This window comes from Microbacterium sp. UNCCL10, assembly GCF_000746195.1.
GTDB lineage: Bacteria > Actinomycetota > Actinomycetes > Actinomycetales > Microbacteriaceae > Microbacterium > Microbacterium saccharophilum.
The window spans coordinates 62,359-77,788 of record NZ_JQKT01000007.1 but is presented as its reverse complement, the minus strand read 5'-3'; the positions used below and the strand labels follow the sequence as shown (position 1 = coordinate 77,788).

The following is a 15,430-nucleotide window of genomic DNA, read 5'->3' as shown; positions in this document are numbered from 1 at the left end:
TCCTTTCCAGGATGCCGCCGGAAGGACCTGCCATGAAGATCACCAACTCATCCGACTGGCGAAACGGTCTCCCGTTCGAGACGCCGATGCTCGTCGCCGATTTCCAGCCCGGCGAGCCGACGCGCTGCGCCGGCTGCGGCGTGGATGCGGCGCCGCACCCTCGGACCGAGCTGTGGGCCGTGAAGCACCGGCATCCCAACGATCACGCGGGCTTCGTCCGCTTCTACTGCGTCGCCCATCGGCCGGAGCCGAAGGTCGCCGCCGTCGTGGAGACCCGCCGCGAGACGGCCCGGCGCGACCGCGCGCTGCCTCCGCGCCGCGCCGCCGCCGCGCCCGTCGTCGAACGTCCCGTCACGCTGTGCCCGGACTGCTTCGTCCAGGTCCCCGCCACGGGCGTCTGCGGCATGTGCGGCCGGCAGGTCGCCTGACCCGCGCCTCTGCCGCTCCGCGTCGGCGCCGTCCCCTATCGTGACGACATGTTCGTCTTCAGCTCCGACGTCGACCGGATCGATCGCGCCCTCGTGCACCGGTGGCTCAGCGAAGAGTCGTACTGGGCGAAAGGACGGTCGCGCGCCGATCAGGATGCCGCGATGGCGGCCTCACGGAACTACGGCGTGTACGAGGAGCCGACGGGCCGACAGGTCGGCTACGCCCGCCTGGTGACGGACGGCGTCTTCTTCGGCTGGCTGTGCGACGTCTTCGTCGACGCGGCCGCACGCGGAAAAGGCATCGGGAAGATGCTCGTGTCGGGCGTCCTCGATGACGTCACACCGCGGGGACCGAAGCGGATCGTCCTCGCGACCGCCGATGCACGGGGCCTGTACGAGCAGTTCGGCTGGGCGGAGCTGTCCGGCGAGATGACGTGGATGGTCCGCATCCGCCCAGACGCTGAGCCTGCGGGTGACGCTCCCCTCGCATGAGGTCCCGTCGTGCACGCCGTCGCGTCGGCCGCCACCCTGGAACACGGCTCACACGGAGAAGTACTTGGCCTCTGGGTGGTGGAACACGAACGCGTCGGTGGACTGCTCGGGGTGCAGCTGCAGCTCGTCGCTGAGCTCGACGCCCATCCGCTCCGGCTTCAGCAGCTCGACGACCTTGCGGCGGTCCTCCATGTCGGGGCACGCCGGGTAGCCGAGTGAGAACCGCGCGCCCCGGTACTCGAGCTTGAAGAGCCCCGCGACCTCGGAGGGGTCCTCGTCCCCGAAGCCGAGTTCGGAGCGGATGCGGGAGTGCCAGTACTCGGCGAGCGCCTCGGTCAGCTGCATGACGAGCCCGTTGAGCTCGTAGTAATCGCGGTACCGGTTCTCCGCGAAGAGCTTCGCGGTGACGGCGTCGATCTTCGCGCCGGCGGTCACGAGCTGCACGGGCAGGACGTCGACCTGCCCGGACTCGCGCGAGCGCACGAAGTCCGCGAGGCACAGGTGCCGGTCGCGGCGCTGCCGCGGGAAGTGGAAGCGCAGCCGCTCGGCGCCGAGTGCCCCGCCGGAGCCGCCGTCGGGGGCGAGCAGACCCGCGGCACCGACGAGCCCGGACGGGTCGTCCCCGTGGTGCAGCACGACCACGTCGTCTCCCTCGCTCACGACGGGGAAGTACCCGTACGCGACGGACGCGTCGAGCATGCCTTCGGCAAGGATGCGGTCGAGCCAGTACCGCAGCCGCGGACGGCCCTCGGCCTCGACGAGCTGCTCGTACGAGAGCCCACCCTCGCCGCGACCGGGCTTGAGCCCCCACTGCCCCATGAACGTCGCCCGCTCGTCGAGGAAGGCTGCGTAATCGGCCAGCGCGATGCCGCGCACGATCCGGGTGCCCCAGAACGGGGGCGCCGGCACGGGGTTGTCCGCAGCCACATCCGACCGTGCCGGCATCGCCTCGGGTTCGGTGAGGGTGAGCTTGGAACCCGACGGGTGGATGCGCTTCTTGAGTGCCGGAAGACCCACCTCGGCGGGGGCGGCGCCGCGCGCGACCTTCACGAGCGGCTCCATCAGCGCGAGCCCCTCGAACGCGTCCTTCGCATAGCGGACTTCGCCGTCGAAGAGTCCCGCCAGGTCGTCCTCGACGTACGCGCGGGTCAGCGCCGCACCGCCCAGGATGATCGGCCACCGCTTGGCGAGGCCGCGCGCCTGCAGCTCCTGGAGGTTCTCCTTCATGACGACCGTCGATTTCACGAGGAGCCCGGACATGCCGATGACGTCGGCGTTGTGCTCCTCGGCCGCCGCGATGATGTCGGCGATGGGCTGCTTGATGCCGAGGTTGATCACCTCGTAGCCGTTGTTGGTGAGGATGATGTCGACGAGGTTCTTGCCGATGTCGTGCACGTCGCCGCGGACGGTGGCCAGGACCATCCGGCCCTTGCCGGAGGCGTCCGAGCGCTCCATGTGCGGTTCGAGCAGCGCCACCGCGGTCTTCATGACCTCGGCGGACTGCAGCACGAACGGCAGCTGCATCTCACCGGAGCCGAACCGCTCGCCGACGACCTTCATGCCCTCCAGCAGGTGGTCGTTGATGATCTGCAGGGCGCTCAGCCCGCCGGCGCGGGCGAGGTCGAGGTCGCCCTCCAGTCCCTTCGCCTCGCCGTCGATGATGCGCCGCTCCAGGCGCTGTCCGACGGGGAGGGCGGCGAGCTCGGCGGCGCGCTGGTCGCGGAGCGCTGCGGTATCGACGCCGGCGAACAGGTCGAGCATGACGGCGAGCGGGTCGTAGGTGATGTTCCCGTCGGCGTCGTACTCGCGGCGGTCCCACACGAGGTCGAGCGCCACCTTGCGCTGGTCGTCGGCGATCGAGGCGAGCGGCACGATCTTCGCGGCGTCGATGATGCCGGAGGTGAGCCCCGCCTGGGTGGCCTCGTGCAGGAAGACCGAGTTGAGCACCGACCGGGCCGCCGGGTTCAGGCCGAACGACACGTTCGAGACGCCGAGCGTCGTGTTGATGCCGGGGTATTCGGCCACGAGCTGCCGGATCGCCTCGATCGTCTCGATGCCGTCCCGACGGGTCTCCTCCTGCCCGGTGGCGATCGGGAAGGTCAGGCAGTCGACGATGATGTCCTCGACGCGCATGCCCCACTCGCCCACGAGCTCGTCGACCAGCCGTGACGCGATGCGCAGCTTGTCCTCGGTGGTGCGAGCCTGCCCCTGCTCGTCGATCGTGAGCGCGATGACGGCGGTGCCGTGCTCCTTGACGAGCGGCATGATGCGGCCGAAGCGGCTGGCGGGCCCGTCGCCGTCCTCGTAGTTGACCGAGTTGACGACGGGTCGTCCGCCGATGAGCTCGAGCCCGCCACGGATCACGGCCGGTTCCGTGGAGTCGATCACGAGCGGCAGGGTGGATGCGCTCGCGAAGCGCGAGACGATCTCCCGGATGTCGGCGACGCCGTCGCGTCCGACGTAGTCGACGCAGACGTCGAGCAGGTGCGCGCCGACGCGGATCTGGTTGCGCGCGATCTCGACGCAGTCGTCCCAGCGACCCTCGAGCATGGCCTCCCGGAACGCCTTCGATCCGTTCGCGTTCGTGCGCTCCCCGATCGCGAGGTAGGACGCGTCCTGCTGGAACGGCACGGGCTGGTAGAGGCTTGCGACGCCGGGCTCGGACTCCGGCCCGCGGGGCGCCGGGCCACTCACGCGGTACGGCGCGAGCCGCTCGACGACCGCCGCGAGGTGCCCGGGCGTCGTGCCGCAGCAGCCGCCGACCAGCCCGACGCCGAACTCGCGCACGAACTGCTCGTGCGCGGTGGCCAGCTCTGCAGGGGTCAGGGGGTAGTGCGCGCCGTCGGCGGTGAGCACCGGCAGGCCCGCGTTCGGCATGCATGCGATCGTGACGCCGGAGTGCTTGGAGAGGTGCCGCAGGTGCTCGCTCATCTCGGCCGGCCCGGTCGCGCAGTTGAGGCCGATCGCGTCGACACCCAGCGGCTCGAGCGCCGTCAGCGCAGCGCCGATCTCGGAGCCCATCAGCATCGTGCCGGTCGTCTCGACGGTCACCTCGACGAAGATCGGCAGCCGGATGCCGGTGGCCATGATCGCCTGCTTGCAGCCGTTGACGGCGGCCTTGGTCTGCAGCAGGTCCTGCGAGGTCTCGACCAGGAGTGCGTCGGCGCCGCCGACGATGAGGCCCTCGGCCTGGGTCGCGAAGGTCTGCTTGAGGTGGTCGTAGGTCGTGTGCCCGAGGGAGGGCAGCTTCGTCCCGGGGCCCATCGACCCCAGCACCCAGCGGATCCGGCCGTCCGCGGCCTCGGCGGCCTCGACGCGCTCGCGCGCAATGCGGGCGCCGGCCTCAGCGAGCTCGTGGATGCGGTCGTCGATGCCGTAGTCGGACAGGTTCGACCAGTTCGCGCCGAACGTGTTGGTCTCGATCGCGTCGATGCCGGTGGCGAGATACTCGTCGTGGATCGCTCCGATCATGTCGGGACGCGACACGTTGAGGATCTCGTTGCAGCCCTCGAGCTGCTGATAGTCCGCCAGCGACGGCTCGTGCCGCTGCAGCATCGTCCCCATCGCGCCGTCGGCGATCACGACGCGCGAGGTCAGCGCGTCGAGCAGTGCCGCGGCACGCTCCGGCCGCGGCACTGCCTCGATGTCGAGCGGGAAACGAGGAAGGGGGCGGGTCACCGCGGAAGTCTACCGACGTGCTTTCCGGAAGGCGTCGATGATGTCCCACAGCGTCACACCCACGATCCCGAAGCCTGCGATCACCGACAGGATCTGGTGCACCTCGGCGCCATCTCCCGACGTGACCACGGTGGGGAAGAACGCGGGGTTCAGGAGTGCACCGTCGAACAGCAGCCACAGGGCGGGCACCGCGAAGGCGAGGCCGAGCACCGCGTTGACGACGGCGAGCGGGACCGTCCAGCGGCCGGTCACATGCACGATGACGGCGAGCGCCCCCTCCAGCGCCATGACGACGAACAGGCCGGTGACCCATCCCGGCCACAGCCCCGGGTCGAGGAAGGACAGGTTCTCTCCGGGCACGAAGCCGAGGTTCAGGTCCCAGAGGATCGCGGCCGCGCCGAGAGCGAGGAAGATCAGCGTCGAGAGCATGTCGCCGAACGTGGCGCCCGTCTCCCGCGGCTGCGGGAGACCGTCAAGACTCCAGGACTCCGTCTCCTCACGGGGAGGCCGGGCGCCGTAGCGTTCCAGGAGGACGAAGATCAGGGTCACCCAGAACGCCAGGTGCACTCCGACGCTGAGGACGCCGCTCACGGTGGAGCCGACGACCGGGCCGAACTCCGCGCCGCTGAGCACCTGTCCGAGCGCGATGCCGAACGCCGCGCACGGCAGCACGACGGCGAGGAGCAGCTTGAGCAGCCGCAGCCAGTCGAGGTAGTAGCGGGGGCCGACGAGGTGCAGCGGACGGTCGGCGTAGCCCGCCGCCAGCTCGTCGGGGGCGCCGAGGTCGAGGAGGACCTCGCGCTCGGCGTCGGCAGCCGGCATGCCGGCCTCCATCCGCGCGTCGATCTGGTCGGCGATCGAAGCGCGCAGCTCGGCGGCGACGTCGTCGCGCTGCTTCTCCGGCACCGCACGGGTGACGGCGAGGATGTAGCGCTCGGTGAAGGTGGTGGCGTTCATCAGTCCTCCTGGGGAAGAGCGGCGATCGCGCCCGCGATCGCGTGGAAGTCGTCGGTCAGGGCGGCGGCGAGCCGGTGACCCGCCGCGCTCGTGCGGTAGAACTTGCGAGGCCGCGCCTCGTCGGTGTTCCACTCGCTTCTGAGGTGCCCCTGCTTCTCCAGGCGCCGGAGCAGGGGGTAGAGGGTGTTGGCGTCGGTGTCGAACCCGCGTCCCTGGAGCTCTTCGAGCAGCCCGTAGCCGTACCCAGGGTGTCGCAGCAGGCGCAGGCACGCCAGGACGATGGTCCCGCGTCTCAGCTCCTGCAGGTGCGTCTCGAGCGCCTCGTTGTCGGTCATGACTGACACGTTACTGTGTCTCACACACTATGACAAGAGGCACATGCACGGGGCATCGCACACCATCGCGAGGAGGCGAGGCGCCCGTGTCAGGGCAGGTCGGGCTCCTCGATCGGCGCGGGCGGTTCGAGGCCCTCGAAGCCGGACCGTGCGAGTCGGTACTCCGCGGCCGACGAGCTTCCACTGAGGAAGGGGCCGCCGGTGTACGTGAGCGTCACGCGGGATCCCGCGACGCGAAGCGTCATCACGCCGCCCGCCCCGTCATCCCATTGCCGCACGCCGTCGCCGCCCGCGACGTCGCCCTCAGTCTCGGTGATCGTCGTGAGCTCGAGCGCCGCGGCGGCGGACTGAGCAGAGGAGAGCAGCAGGTCGCGCTGCGGCGCGGAGCCGTCGAAGTCCTCCGAGGTCCAGACCGGCGAGTCCACCCGCTCGAACAGCGACTCGCCGCCGTAGCCGTTGGCGATGCGGAACACGCCGGCTGCGCCCTCCCCGATGGACCACACCCACCCGTACGCGGCCGTCGTCGCCTCGACGGTGCCGCGGAGCGCGCGCTGCTCGGCCTGGGCGAGCCCGGTGGTGTTCACCGGCGTCGCATCCTCCGGCGCGTCCCATCCGGCGATGCCGGGGTAGGTCGACCAGAGGACGAGCCCGCGGTCGAACGCGAAGGTGATGACGCCCGCGCGCTCGCGGATGTGCGCGCCGAGCCCGGACAGGACGAGCGGATTCAGGACCGCGACGAGGACGATCGCGAGCGGGGCCACGAGGACGGAATCGCGGCGCACGGCGGCGACGGTGGCCCACACCGTCACGCCGATGGCGAGGAGCATGAGGACGAGGCCGATCCCCCATCCCGCGCCGGCGAGGGACGCGAGCACCGAGGCGGCCGCGACGACGATCGCGACGAGGAGTGCTGTGCGGGGGCGCGGGACGGCGCGCAGCCCCGTGCCGCGGGGGTCGCGCTCCACGATCGCCGGGTCGACGGTGCGGGTCACAGGCCGAGCACCCCCAGGATGAGTGCCGACGCGAGCGGATTGAGGAACAGCGCGAGGAGCAGGGCGACGATGCCGGAGATCCGCGTGCGCCGATCGAAGACGGACACGAGCGCCACGACGCAGAGCAGGATGCAGGCTGCGAGCAGCCACGGCCCCAGATCGACCCAGGGTCGCTCCCCCGTCTGCCCGAGGTCGAAGACGCGCAGGGTGGCGACGCCGACGAGAGCGGTGACCATGGGAAGCGCGCCGACCAGCAGGGCTCGGAGGCGCCAGGTGCGGTGCGCCGGCGTCCCCCGCCGGGGCACGGGAACGAGTTCGGTTGCCACGGATGAACTCTACGCGGGCGGTCGGACACGCGAGGATGGGGGCATGGCATCCACTCCCCTCCCCGCACTGGCCGACCTCCTCGCGGGAGCCCACGTCGTCGCACTTCCGCTCGCGACGCGCTTCCGCGGCGTCGATGTCCGGGAGGCCGTCGTCTTCGAGGGCCCCGAGGGCTGGACGGAGTTCTCGCCGTTCGCCGAGTACGACGACGTCGAAGCTTCGACGTGGCTCGCCGCCGCGATCGACTTCGGCTGGGCGAGCCAGCCGTCCCCCGTGCGCACCCGCGTCCCGGTCAACGCCACGGTGCCCGCCGTCGACGCGGCCTCCGTCGGGGGCGTGCTGGCGCGTTTCGACGGATGCCGGACGGCCAAGGTGAAGGTCGCGGAGGCCGGCCAGCGCCTCGCCGACGATGTCGCGCGGGTGCGCGCCGTGCGGGAGGAGATGGGTCCGGAGGGACGCATCCGCGTGGACGCGAACGGCGGGTGGAACGTCGACGAAGCCGAGCACGCCCTGCACGCCCTGGCCGAGTTCGATCTGGAGTACGCGGAGCAGCCGTGCGCGAGTGTCGACGAGCTCGTGGAGCTGCGCCGCCGCGTGAAGTACATGGGCATCCCGATCGCCGCGGACGAAAGCGTGCGCAAGGCCGACGACCCCCTCGCCGTGGCCCGTGCCGGCGCCGCCGATCTCATCGTGGTGAAGGCGCAGCCGCTCGGCGGCGTCCGCCGGGCCCTCGACATCGTGGCAGAGGCGGGACTCCCCGCCGTCGTCTCGAGCGCGCTCGACACGAGCATCGGCCTGTCGATGGGCGTGGCCCTCGCCGCGGCACTGCCGGAGCTCGACTTCGACTGCGGCCTCGGCACGTCCGCACTGTTCACGGCCGATGTCCTCGCCCCGCCGCTGCGCCCGGAGGGCGGGTTCCTGCCGGTGGGACGCGTGATCCCGGATCCGGAGCGGCTCGCCGCCCTCGCGGCACCCCAGGACCGCCGCGAATGGTGGCTCGCGCGGCTGACCCGCTGCCACGCCCTGCTGGCGCGGCGCTAGCCCGCCGGCGCCTCGACGAGCACGACGACGAGGCGCTCGAGGCGCGCGTTGAGCAGCTCTCCGATCTCATCGCGCGAGCGCCCCTCCATGGCCGCCCGCGTGCACGTGTCGTCGGAGAGGTCGAGCATGAGCTGGGCGGCGTCGGGGACGGGAAGGCGCAGACGCACTCCGTAGGCGTCGACGACCTGCGCGATGATGCGCTCCACACGCACGCGCAGGCCGTCCTGCCACGCCAGATAGGCGGCCGCCATCCGCGGATCGCGCAGCGCCTGCACGCGGATCTCAGCGACCAGCTGCGGCTCCATGCCGTCGCCGAGGGAGACGCCCACCACCTGGTTCACGATGGCGGAGGCGTCGAGCGAGCGGGAGCCGGATGCGAGTTCGCGCACGCGCCCCGCGACCTGCTCCAGCTTGTCTTCGGACAGCTGGGTGATGAGCGCGAGGAAGAGCTCTTCCTTCGACTCGAAGTTGGAGTAGAACGCGCCGCGCGTGAAGCCGGCGCGCTCACAGATCGCCTCGACGGAGGCGGCGGCCATGCCGACCTCGCCGAACACCTCGTGGGCGGCGTCGAGGAGACGCGCACGGGTCTGCTCCCGACGACGGGAGCCGGTCTTCACGGACACCTCGATCATGCGGACACCTCCCGTCGCTCCTCGATCTTCACACCGACTCCCCAGGCTTGCGAGGCCCGGCACACTTAGGATACATCTATGTATCGGATACAGCGCTGTATCGAAACCTGTTGACCACATCCCGCTCGGAGCGCCCGTGTCCACTCTCCTGTTCTCCCTCGGCCGTTGGTCGTACCGTCACCCCTGGCGCGTCCTCGTCGCATGGGTCCTCCTGCTCGGCATCGCCGGGGGTGGCGCGCTCGCCTTCATGAAGGGCACCGACAACGCCTTCACGATCCCGGGCACGGAGGCGCAGGAGGGCATCGAGCTCCTCGGGCGGACCTTCCCGCAGGCCAGCGGAACAAGCGCGCAGCTCATCGTCGTCGCGCCGGACGGCGACCGGGTCGACGCGGGCGACAACGCCGGCTTCATCGCCACGGCGGTGGACGAGCTGGCGGACATCGACGGCGTCATCGCCGTGACCGACCCGTTCGACGAGATGGTCGACGGACTCGTGTCCGAGGACGGCCGCGCCGCCATCGTGCGCCTGCAGTTCGACGGCCAGTCCACCGACGTCACGGCGGAGACGAAGGACGAGCTCCGCTCGGTCGCCGCCGATGTCCGTGCCGACATGCCGGACGGCTCCTCCGTCGCGATGGGCGGCGATCTGTTCTCGACATCCGTCCCCGGGATCACGCTCACCGAGGCCGTCGGCGTGCTGCTCGCGCTGTTCGTCCTCATCATCACGTTCCGCTCGCTCGCGGTCGCGTTCTTCCCCCTCGCGAGCGCCCTCATCGGCGTGGGTCTCGCGATCGCGCTGATCTACTTCGCGACGGCGTTCGCGTCGATCTCCTCCACGACGCCGCTGCTCGCGATCATGCTCGGCCTCGCGGTCGGCATCGACTACGCCCTCTTCATCGTCGCCCGACATCAAGATCAGGTGCGCGCGGGCGTCGAGCCCGAGGAATCCGCCGCGCGCGCCACCGGCACGGCGGGATCCGCCGTCGTGTTCGCCGGCGTCACCGTGCTCATCGCACTGATCGGCCTGAGCTTCGCCGGCATCCCGTTCCTCACGACCATGGGCATCGCGGCGGCGGTCGCCGTCGCGATCGCGGTCCTCGTCGCCATCACCCTGACACCCGCCCTCCTCGGCTTCGCGAAGGGACGCGTCGTGGGCTGGGCCCGCCGCCCGCGGCGCGCACGCCGCGCCCGCACGAGCGCGCGCCCCGCGCGGGGGTTCGCCGATCGCTGGGTCACCGGCGTCACGCGCCACCCCGTCATCACGACGATCTCCGTCGTCGCACTCCTCGGGATCGTCGCGATCCCGGCCGCGAGCCTCCGGCTGGCCCTCCCGAACGCCGGCGTCCAGCCGCCGACGAGTGAGGCACGACAGGCCTACGACCTCACCGCCGAGCACTTCGGCCCCGGCACCAACGGCCCGCTGATCATGACCGGGACGATCGTCACCTCGACCGACCCGCTCGGCCTCATGGCCGACCTCAAGGACGAGGTCGAGCAGATCCCCGGGGTGAAGAACGTCGCGCTGTCGACCCCCAACGAGACCGCGGACACCGGCCTCATCCAGATCGTGCCCGAGACGGCCCCGGACGACCCCGCGACCGCCGACCTCGTGCGCGAGCTCCGCGACCAGCACGACCGGCTCCTGGACGAGTACGGCGTCGACCTCAAGGTCACCGGGTTCACGGCCGTCGGCATCGACATCTCCGACCGCCTCGGCGCGGCCCTCGTGCCGTTCGGCGTCTTCGTCGTGGGACTCTCCCTCATCCTGCTGATGATCGTGTTCCGCTCGATCTGGGTGCCGATCAAGGCCGCCGTGGGCTACCTGCTCTCCGTCGCCGCCTCGTTCGGCGTCGTCGCCGCCGTGTTCGAGTGGGGGTGGCTCGCCGACCTCCTGCACGTCACCCGCACGGGACCGGTCATCAGCTTCATGCCGATCATCCTCATGGGCGTGCTCTTCGGGCTGGCGATGGACTACCAGGTCTTCCTCGTCTCCCGCATGCGCGAGGACTTCGTGCACACCAACCGCTCCCGTGACGGCCGCGCCGAGCGGGCCACGGCGGTCGCCGCCGTCCGCAGCGGCTTCACGGCATCCGCGCGCGTCGTCACGGCCGCCGCCGTCATCATGTTCGCCGTCTTCGCGGCGTTCGTCCCGGAGGGCGACTCGTCGATCAAACCGATCGCGCTGGGGCTCGCCGCGGGCATCGCGATCGACGCGTTCCTCGTGCGGATGACGCTCGTCCCCGCCGTCATGGCGCTCCTGGGCGAGAAGGCATGGTGGATGCCGCGCTGGCTCGAGCGGGTCCTCCCCCACTTCGACATCGAAGGCGAGGCCGTCGAGCGCGAGCTCGCGCACGCGGACTGGCCCGCCCCCGGCGACGCGCGTCCGCTCTCCGGCGACGGCCTCACGGTCCGCGTCGACGGCGGCCGCGGCGTCGGAGAGGTGACGCTGTTCTCGGACGTGTCCGTCCGGCTGAACGACGGCGACACGCTCGTCGTGACGAGCGCCGACCCGCGCGCCGGCCGCGCCTTCACCCTCATGGTCGCCGGTCGCATCCAGGCCGGCGAGGGCCTGCTGCGCGTCGCCGGTCACCTGCTGCCCGGCCGCGCCGCCTGGGTGCGCGCCCACGTGGGCGTCGCGCTGCTGGACGGCGCCGCCGACCCGATCCGCGAACTCCGCCGCGCCCTCGCCGGGGGAACGCGCCTCGTCGTCATCGACGGCATCGACACGCTCGTCGGCGCGGAGCGCGACCAGGCCGCCGCGCTCCTGCGCGACGCGGCCGACGCGGTCCGCGAGCGCGGCCACGCCCTCACCGTCGTCGCCTCGGCCCGTCGCGACGGGCCCGCCCTCGACATCCTCTCCGACGCGCACCGGCCGAGCGTCATGACGCTGGCCCTCAGTGCCCACTCCGCCCCCTCCGACACGCAGGTGATCTCCGCATGACTCTCCCCATCGAACGGGCCCGGTCCCGCAAGCCCGTCACCTGGCTGACGCTCGTCGGCGTGCTGCTGCTGCCAGCCGTCATCGGCGGCATCCTCGTCGCGGCCCTCTACAACCCGACCGAGCGCCTCGAGAGCATGAGCACGGCCATCGTGAACAACGACGAGCCTGTGACGATCGACGGGCAGACCGTCCCGCTCGGGCGTCAGCTCACCGCCGGCCTCGTCGAGGGCTCCGACGACCAGCCGAGCAACCTGGACTGGACGATCTCGAACCCCGACGACGCCCGCGCGGGCCTCGATGACGGGACGTACGACGCCATCATCACGATCCCGGAGAACTTCTCCGCCGCCGCGACCTCCACCTCGCAGAGCGAGAACCCGGTCCAGGCGACCATCTCGGTCGAGACCGCACCGGACAGCCTCATCGTGGACGATGCGATCACCGCTCAGGTGACCCAGGCCGCGGCATCCCTCATGGGCGAGCAGCTGTCCAGCGTGTACCTCGAGAACGTGTTCCTCGGCTTCACGACGCTCGGCGACCAGCTGGGCGACGCCGCCGACGGCGCGACGGAGCTCGCCGATGGGGCGGCTGCGGCCGCCGACGGGGCGAAGGCCCTGCCCGGCGGCGCACGCCAGGTCGCGGACGGCGCAGGCAGCCTCGGCGACGGCGCCGCCGAGATCGGCGGCGGGGCGGCGCAGCTCGCCGGCGGCGCGTCCAGCCTGGGCTCCGGAGCCACCGCGCTCCAGAGCGGCCTGTCGACGATCGCCGCGAAGGCGCGCGACGCAGCCGCGGGCGCGACGGCGCTCGCCGACGGAGTGGATGCCGGGGCGGCCACACTGGCATCCGACGGCATCGTCCCCGCCGACCTCACGGGCGTCGCCGCCCGCACCGAAGACACCGCGAAGGTCGCCGCCGACGCGATCGGCGGCGTCGCGCAGGGGCTGAGCGGCCTGTCCGCGCAGTGCGCGGCCGCCGGCGGGGCCACCGCGTTCTGCGCGCAGCTCGCCGCCCTCGCCGACGGGGCGGACGGCGCGTCCCAGGCTGCCACCGGCACCCACACGCTCGCCGGCTACACCGACGACGGCCTGAGCCAGTTCGCCGCGCAGGCGCCGCAGCAGCTGTCGTCGCAGCTCTCCACGATCGCCGGGAACGTCCGCACGCTCGCCGGGGGCCTGGGTCAGCTCGCCGACGGCGTCGGCCAGTCCGCGAGCGGCGCAGGCGCGCTGGCGACGGGAGCCTCACAGCTCTCCGGCGGCGTCACAGGCATCGCCGAGGGAGCGAACGCCCTCGCCTCCGGCGCCTACCAGCTCAGCTCCGGCGCGGGCGAACTCGCCGACGGCGCCGACCAGCTGGCCGACGGGGTCTCGCAGCTCGCCGACGGCACCGGCGAACTCGCGGACGGTCTCCACACCGCGGTCGAGGCGATCCCCTCCTACACGGACGATGAGGCGACGGACCTCGCCTCGGTGCTCGCCGACCCGGTGGCCGCCGAGGGGGTCGGATCGTCGATCTTCGGGGCCTCCGCGGTGCCGCTGCTGGCGACCCTCGCGCTGTGGTTCGGCGGGCTCGCGTCGTTCGTGGCCCTGCAGGCCGTGCCGCGGCACGCCCTCAGTTCGCGTCGACCGTCGGTCCTCCTCGCCGCGCGGAGCCTCGCACCGGCCGCCGGGATCGGCGCCCTGCAGGGTCTGCTGGTCGCCGGCGTCGTGCAGCTCGCCGCGTCGTACGATCTCGGCACCTGGATGCTGTTCGCCGGGCTCTCCGTGGTCGCGGGTGTCGCGTTCGCCGCGGTCAACCAGGCGCTCGTGGCCGTCTTCGGCGGCGCCGGCCGGTGGATCTCCGCGCTCGTCGGCGTCCTCGCGGTCGCGACCGGCGTCGTGTCGACCGTGCCCGGGGTGCTGTCCTCCGTCGCGGGCCTCATGCCGACCACCCCCGCCTACACGGCGCTGCTGGCCTCGCTCACGCCAGCCGAGGGCGTCATCCCCGGCGTCGTCGGGATGCTCGTGTGGGGCGGCCTCGCGTTCGTCGCCACGATCATCGCCGTGGTACGCCGCCGCACGACGTCGCCTCGCTCCATCCTGGTCACCGCTCCGGCCTGATCCGGGTTTCCCGCCCGAGTGTCCGAGACACGCGGCCGCGCCTCCCGCGCACCGCGGTCTCGGACGCTCGGCGTTTCCGGGCCGGGCCGCGGCGCGCGTCTCGACCTTGGGGTGCCGCATCCCGCACGCACCCCAACGGCGGATTCCGTCGCCGACTCGGCCCACGGATGCCGTGAACACGGCCCCGCCCGGACGATCTCCGCCGTACGGCTCAGCAGCAGGCCCGCACGCATCCCAACGGCGGATTCCGTCGCCGGCTTCGGCCCACGGATGCCGTGAACGCGGCCCCGCCCGGACGATCTCCGCCGTACGGCTCAGGAGCAGGCCCGCACGCATCCCAACGGCGGATTCCGTCGCCGACTCAGGCCCACGGATGCCGTGAACGCGGCCCCGCCCGCACGATCTCCGCCGCACGGCTCGGCAACATCCCGGCCTGACGCGTTACGCGGCGCCAGGCGTGATGGGAAGGCGGGTCAGCTTAAGCCGCTGTAGACGTGCAGGCCCTTGAAGAACTGGTTGACGATCGTGAAGTTGAAGATCACGGCGGTGAAGCCGATGATCGACAGCCACGCGGAGCGGGTGCCGCGCCAGCCACGGGTGGCGCGGGCGTGGATGTATCCGGCGTAGAGGGTCCAGATCACGAAGGTCCAGACCTCCTTCGTGTCGAAGCCCCAATACCGGCCCCACGCGTCGTTGGCCCAGATCGAACCGGCGATGAGCGTGAACGTCCAGAGGATGAAGCCCACGATGGCGAACCGGTACGCGAGCGACTCGAGGGCGTCCGCGCCGGGCAGCGTGCGCAGGAACCGCGGACCCGTCTTGACGTCGCCGGCGCCGTCGGGCTGGGTGCCGGCCGCCGCGGTGAGCCGCTCGCGGCGCGCCTGCATGAGCTGCAGCACCGACAGGGCGAACGCGAGCGAGAAGACGGCGGTCGCGAGGGACGCGACGAAGACGTGGATGACGAGCCACACGCTCTTGAGGGGGTCGGCCAGGGGCACCACCTCGACGTAGTAGGCGAGCGCGGCGCCGCCGAGGAGCACGATCATGAGGCCCGTGACGAACGACCCGAGGAAGCGCAGGTCGTAGCGGAACAGCACGACGAGGTAGACGGCGGCCACCAGCATCGTGCCGGTCAGCGCGAACTCGTACATGTTCGACCACGGCACCCGGCCGGCGGCGATGCCACGCAGCACATCGGCGGCGACGTGGAACACCAGCCCGAGGGCCGTCAGCGAGGTTCCGATGCGGGCCCACAGGTAGCGCGGACGCTGCGACGGCGCGACCTCGAGCTCGTCCGGGCGGCGCTCCGCGAAACCACCGGATGTCCCACCACCGACCCCGGCGCCGACGAGGACGCGCGTGCTCGCGGCATCCTTCGCCTTGATCGCGAGGTCGGAGCGGCGCGCGAGGTCGATCGTGTAGGCGATGAACGCCAGCGTGTAGACGGCGACGGCCGTCCACACCAGCACGACCGAGACGGCATCCAACGACAAACCGGTGTCCAACATGATCTC

The 15,430-nt window shown here is 71.7% G+C and carries 12 protein-coding genes; 5 read left to right on the top strand and 7 right to left on the bottom strand.

What is annotated here, in order from left to right:
- Positions 1–32: 32 nt before the first annotated feature.
- Positions 33–428: a hypothetical protein gene (locus tag BR85_RS00520; protein WP_028496967.1), complete on the top strand. Its 396-nt coding sequence runs from the start codon at positions 33–35 to the stop codon at positions 426–428.
- Positions 429–476: 48 nt separating this feature from the next.
- The gene (locus BR85_RS00515; protein ID WP_051526375.1) at positions 477–920 is read left to right on the top strand and encodes a GNAT family N-acetyltransferase; all 444 of its coding nucleotides are present in this window, start codon (positions 477–479) and stop codon (positions 918–920) included.
- A 48-nt stretch (positions 921–968) separates the two neighbouring features.
- Here BR85_RS00515 and metH read toward each other — a convergent pair whose 3' ends face one another.
- The 5 genes from metH to BR85_RS00490 all read right to left on the bottom strand — a co-directional run bounded on the left by metH (position 969) and on the right by BR85_RS00490 (position 7,208).
- Positions 969–4,598: a methionine synthase gene (metH, locus tag BR85_RS00510; RefSeq protein ID WP_028496968.1), complete on the bottom strand. Its 3,630-nt coding sequence runs from the start codon at positions 4,596–4,598 to the stop codon at positions 969–971.
- Between the two features lie 9 nt (positions 4,599–4,607).
- Positions 4,608–5,555 carry a permease prefix domain 1-containing protein gene (locus BR85_RS00505; RefSeq protein ID WP_028496969.1) on the bottom strand — a complete coding sequence of 316 codons (948 nt, stop codon included), beginning with the start codon at positions 5,553–5,555 and terminating at the stop codon, positions 4,608–4,610.
- Positions 5,555–5,890 carry a PadR family transcriptional regulator gene (locus BR85_RS00500; RefSeq protein WP_028496970.1) on the bottom strand — a complete coding sequence of 112 codons (336 nt, stop codon included), beginning with the start codon at positions 5,888–5,890 and terminating at the stop codon, positions 5,555–5,557. Before BR85_RS00500 ends, BR85_RS00505 begins: the two co-directional genes overlap by 1 nt.
- Positions 5,891–5,979: 89 nt before the next feature.
- On the bottom strand, positions 5,980–6,882 hold the full coding sequence (locus BR85_RS00495; RefSeq protein ID WP_028496971.1) for a hypothetical protein: 903 nt from the start codon (positions 6,880–6,882) through the stop codon (positions 5,980–5,982).
- Positions 6,879–7,208: a hypothetical protein gene (locus BR85_RS00490; protein WP_028496972.1), complete on the bottom strand. Its 330-nt coding sequence runs from the start codon at positions 7,206–7,208 to the stop codon at positions 6,879–6,881. Before BR85_RS00490 ends, BR85_RS00495 begins: the two co-directional genes overlap by 4 nt.
- Positions 7,209–7,251: 43 nt before the next feature.
- Here BR85_RS00490 and BR85_RS00485 point away from each other — a divergent pair, with 43 nt between their 5' ends.
- Entirely contained in the window at positions 7,252–8,247 is a 996-nt protein-coding gene (locus BR85_RS00485; RefSeq protein ID WP_028496973.1) for an o-succinylbenzoate synthase, read from the top strand.
- On the opposite strand, the gene BR85_RS00480 is transcribed toward BR85_RS00485, so the two are convergent.
- Positions 8,244–8,879, bottom strand: a complete 636-nt coding sequence (locus tag BR85_RS00480) for a TetR/AcrR family transcriptional regulator (RefSeq protein ID WP_028496974.1) — start codon at positions 8,877–8,879, stop codon at positions 8,244–8,246. The genes BR85_RS00485 and BR85_RS00480 overlap by 4 nt on opposite strands.
- Positions 8,880–9,015: 136 nt before the next feature.
- Between BR85_RS00480 and BR85_RS00475 the strand changes: the two genes are divergently transcribed.
- Positions 9,016–11,820 carry an MMPL family transporter gene (locus BR85_RS00475; RefSeq protein WP_028496975.1) on the top strand — a complete coding sequence of 935 codons (2,805 nt, stop codon included), beginning with the start codon at positions 9,016–9,018 and terminating at the stop codon, positions 11,818–11,820.
- Positions 11,817–13,916 carry a YhgE/Pip family protein gene (locus tag BR85_RS00470; RefSeq protein WP_028496976.1) on the top strand — a complete coding sequence of 700 codons (2,100 nt, stop codon included), beginning with the start codon at positions 11,817–11,819 and terminating at the stop codon, positions 13,914–13,916. The genes BR85_RS00475 and BR85_RS00470 overlap by 4 nt, the downstream gene beginning before the upstream one ends.
- A gap of 473 nt (positions 13,917–14,389) precedes the next feature.
- Here the strand turns inward: BR85_RS00470 and ccsB are convergent, their stop codons facing one another.
- Positions 14,390–15,424, bottom strand: a complete 1,035-nt coding sequence (gene ccsB / locus BR85_RS00465; protein WP_028496977.1) for a c-type cytochrome biogenesis protein CcsB — start codon at positions 15,422–15,424, stop codon at positions 14,390–14,392.
- Between the last annotated feature and the right edge of the window lie 6 nt (positions 15,425–15,430).

Bases quoted from the DNA above. Each gene is read 5' to 3' on its own strand.
- BR85_RS00505 (WP_028496969.1), bottom strand. From the start codon at position 5,555: ATGAACGCCACCACCTTCACCGAGCGCTACATCCTCGCCGTCACCCGT.
- BR85_RS00470 (WP_028496976.1), top strand. From the start codon at position 11,817: ATGACTCTCCCCATCGAACGGGCCCGGTCCCGCAAGCCCGTCACCTGG.
- BR85_RS00515 (WP_051526375.1), top strand. From the start codon at position 477: ATGTTCGTCTTCAGCTCCGACGTCGACCGGATCGATCGCGCCCTCGTG.
- ccsB (WP_028496977.1), bottom strand. From the start codon at position 15,424: ATGTTGGACACCGGTTTGTCGTTGGATGCCGTCTCGGTCGTGCTGGTG.
- BR85_RS00485 (WP_028496973.1), top strand. From the start codon at position 7,252: ATGGCATCCACTCCCCTCCCCGCACTGGCCGACCTCCTCGCGGGAGCC.
- BR85_RS00480 (WP_028496974.1), bottom strand. From the start codon at position 8,879: ATGATCGAGGTGTCCGTGAAGACCGGCTCCCGTCGTCGGGAGCAGACC.
- BR85_RS00520 (WP_028496967.1), top strand. From the start codon at position 33: ATGAAGATCACCAACTCATCCGACTGGCGAAACGGTCTCCCGTTCGAG.
- BR85_RS00500 (WP_028496970.1), bottom strand. From the start codon at position 5,890: ATGACCGACAACGAGGCGCTCGAGACGCACCTGCAGGAGCTGAGACGC.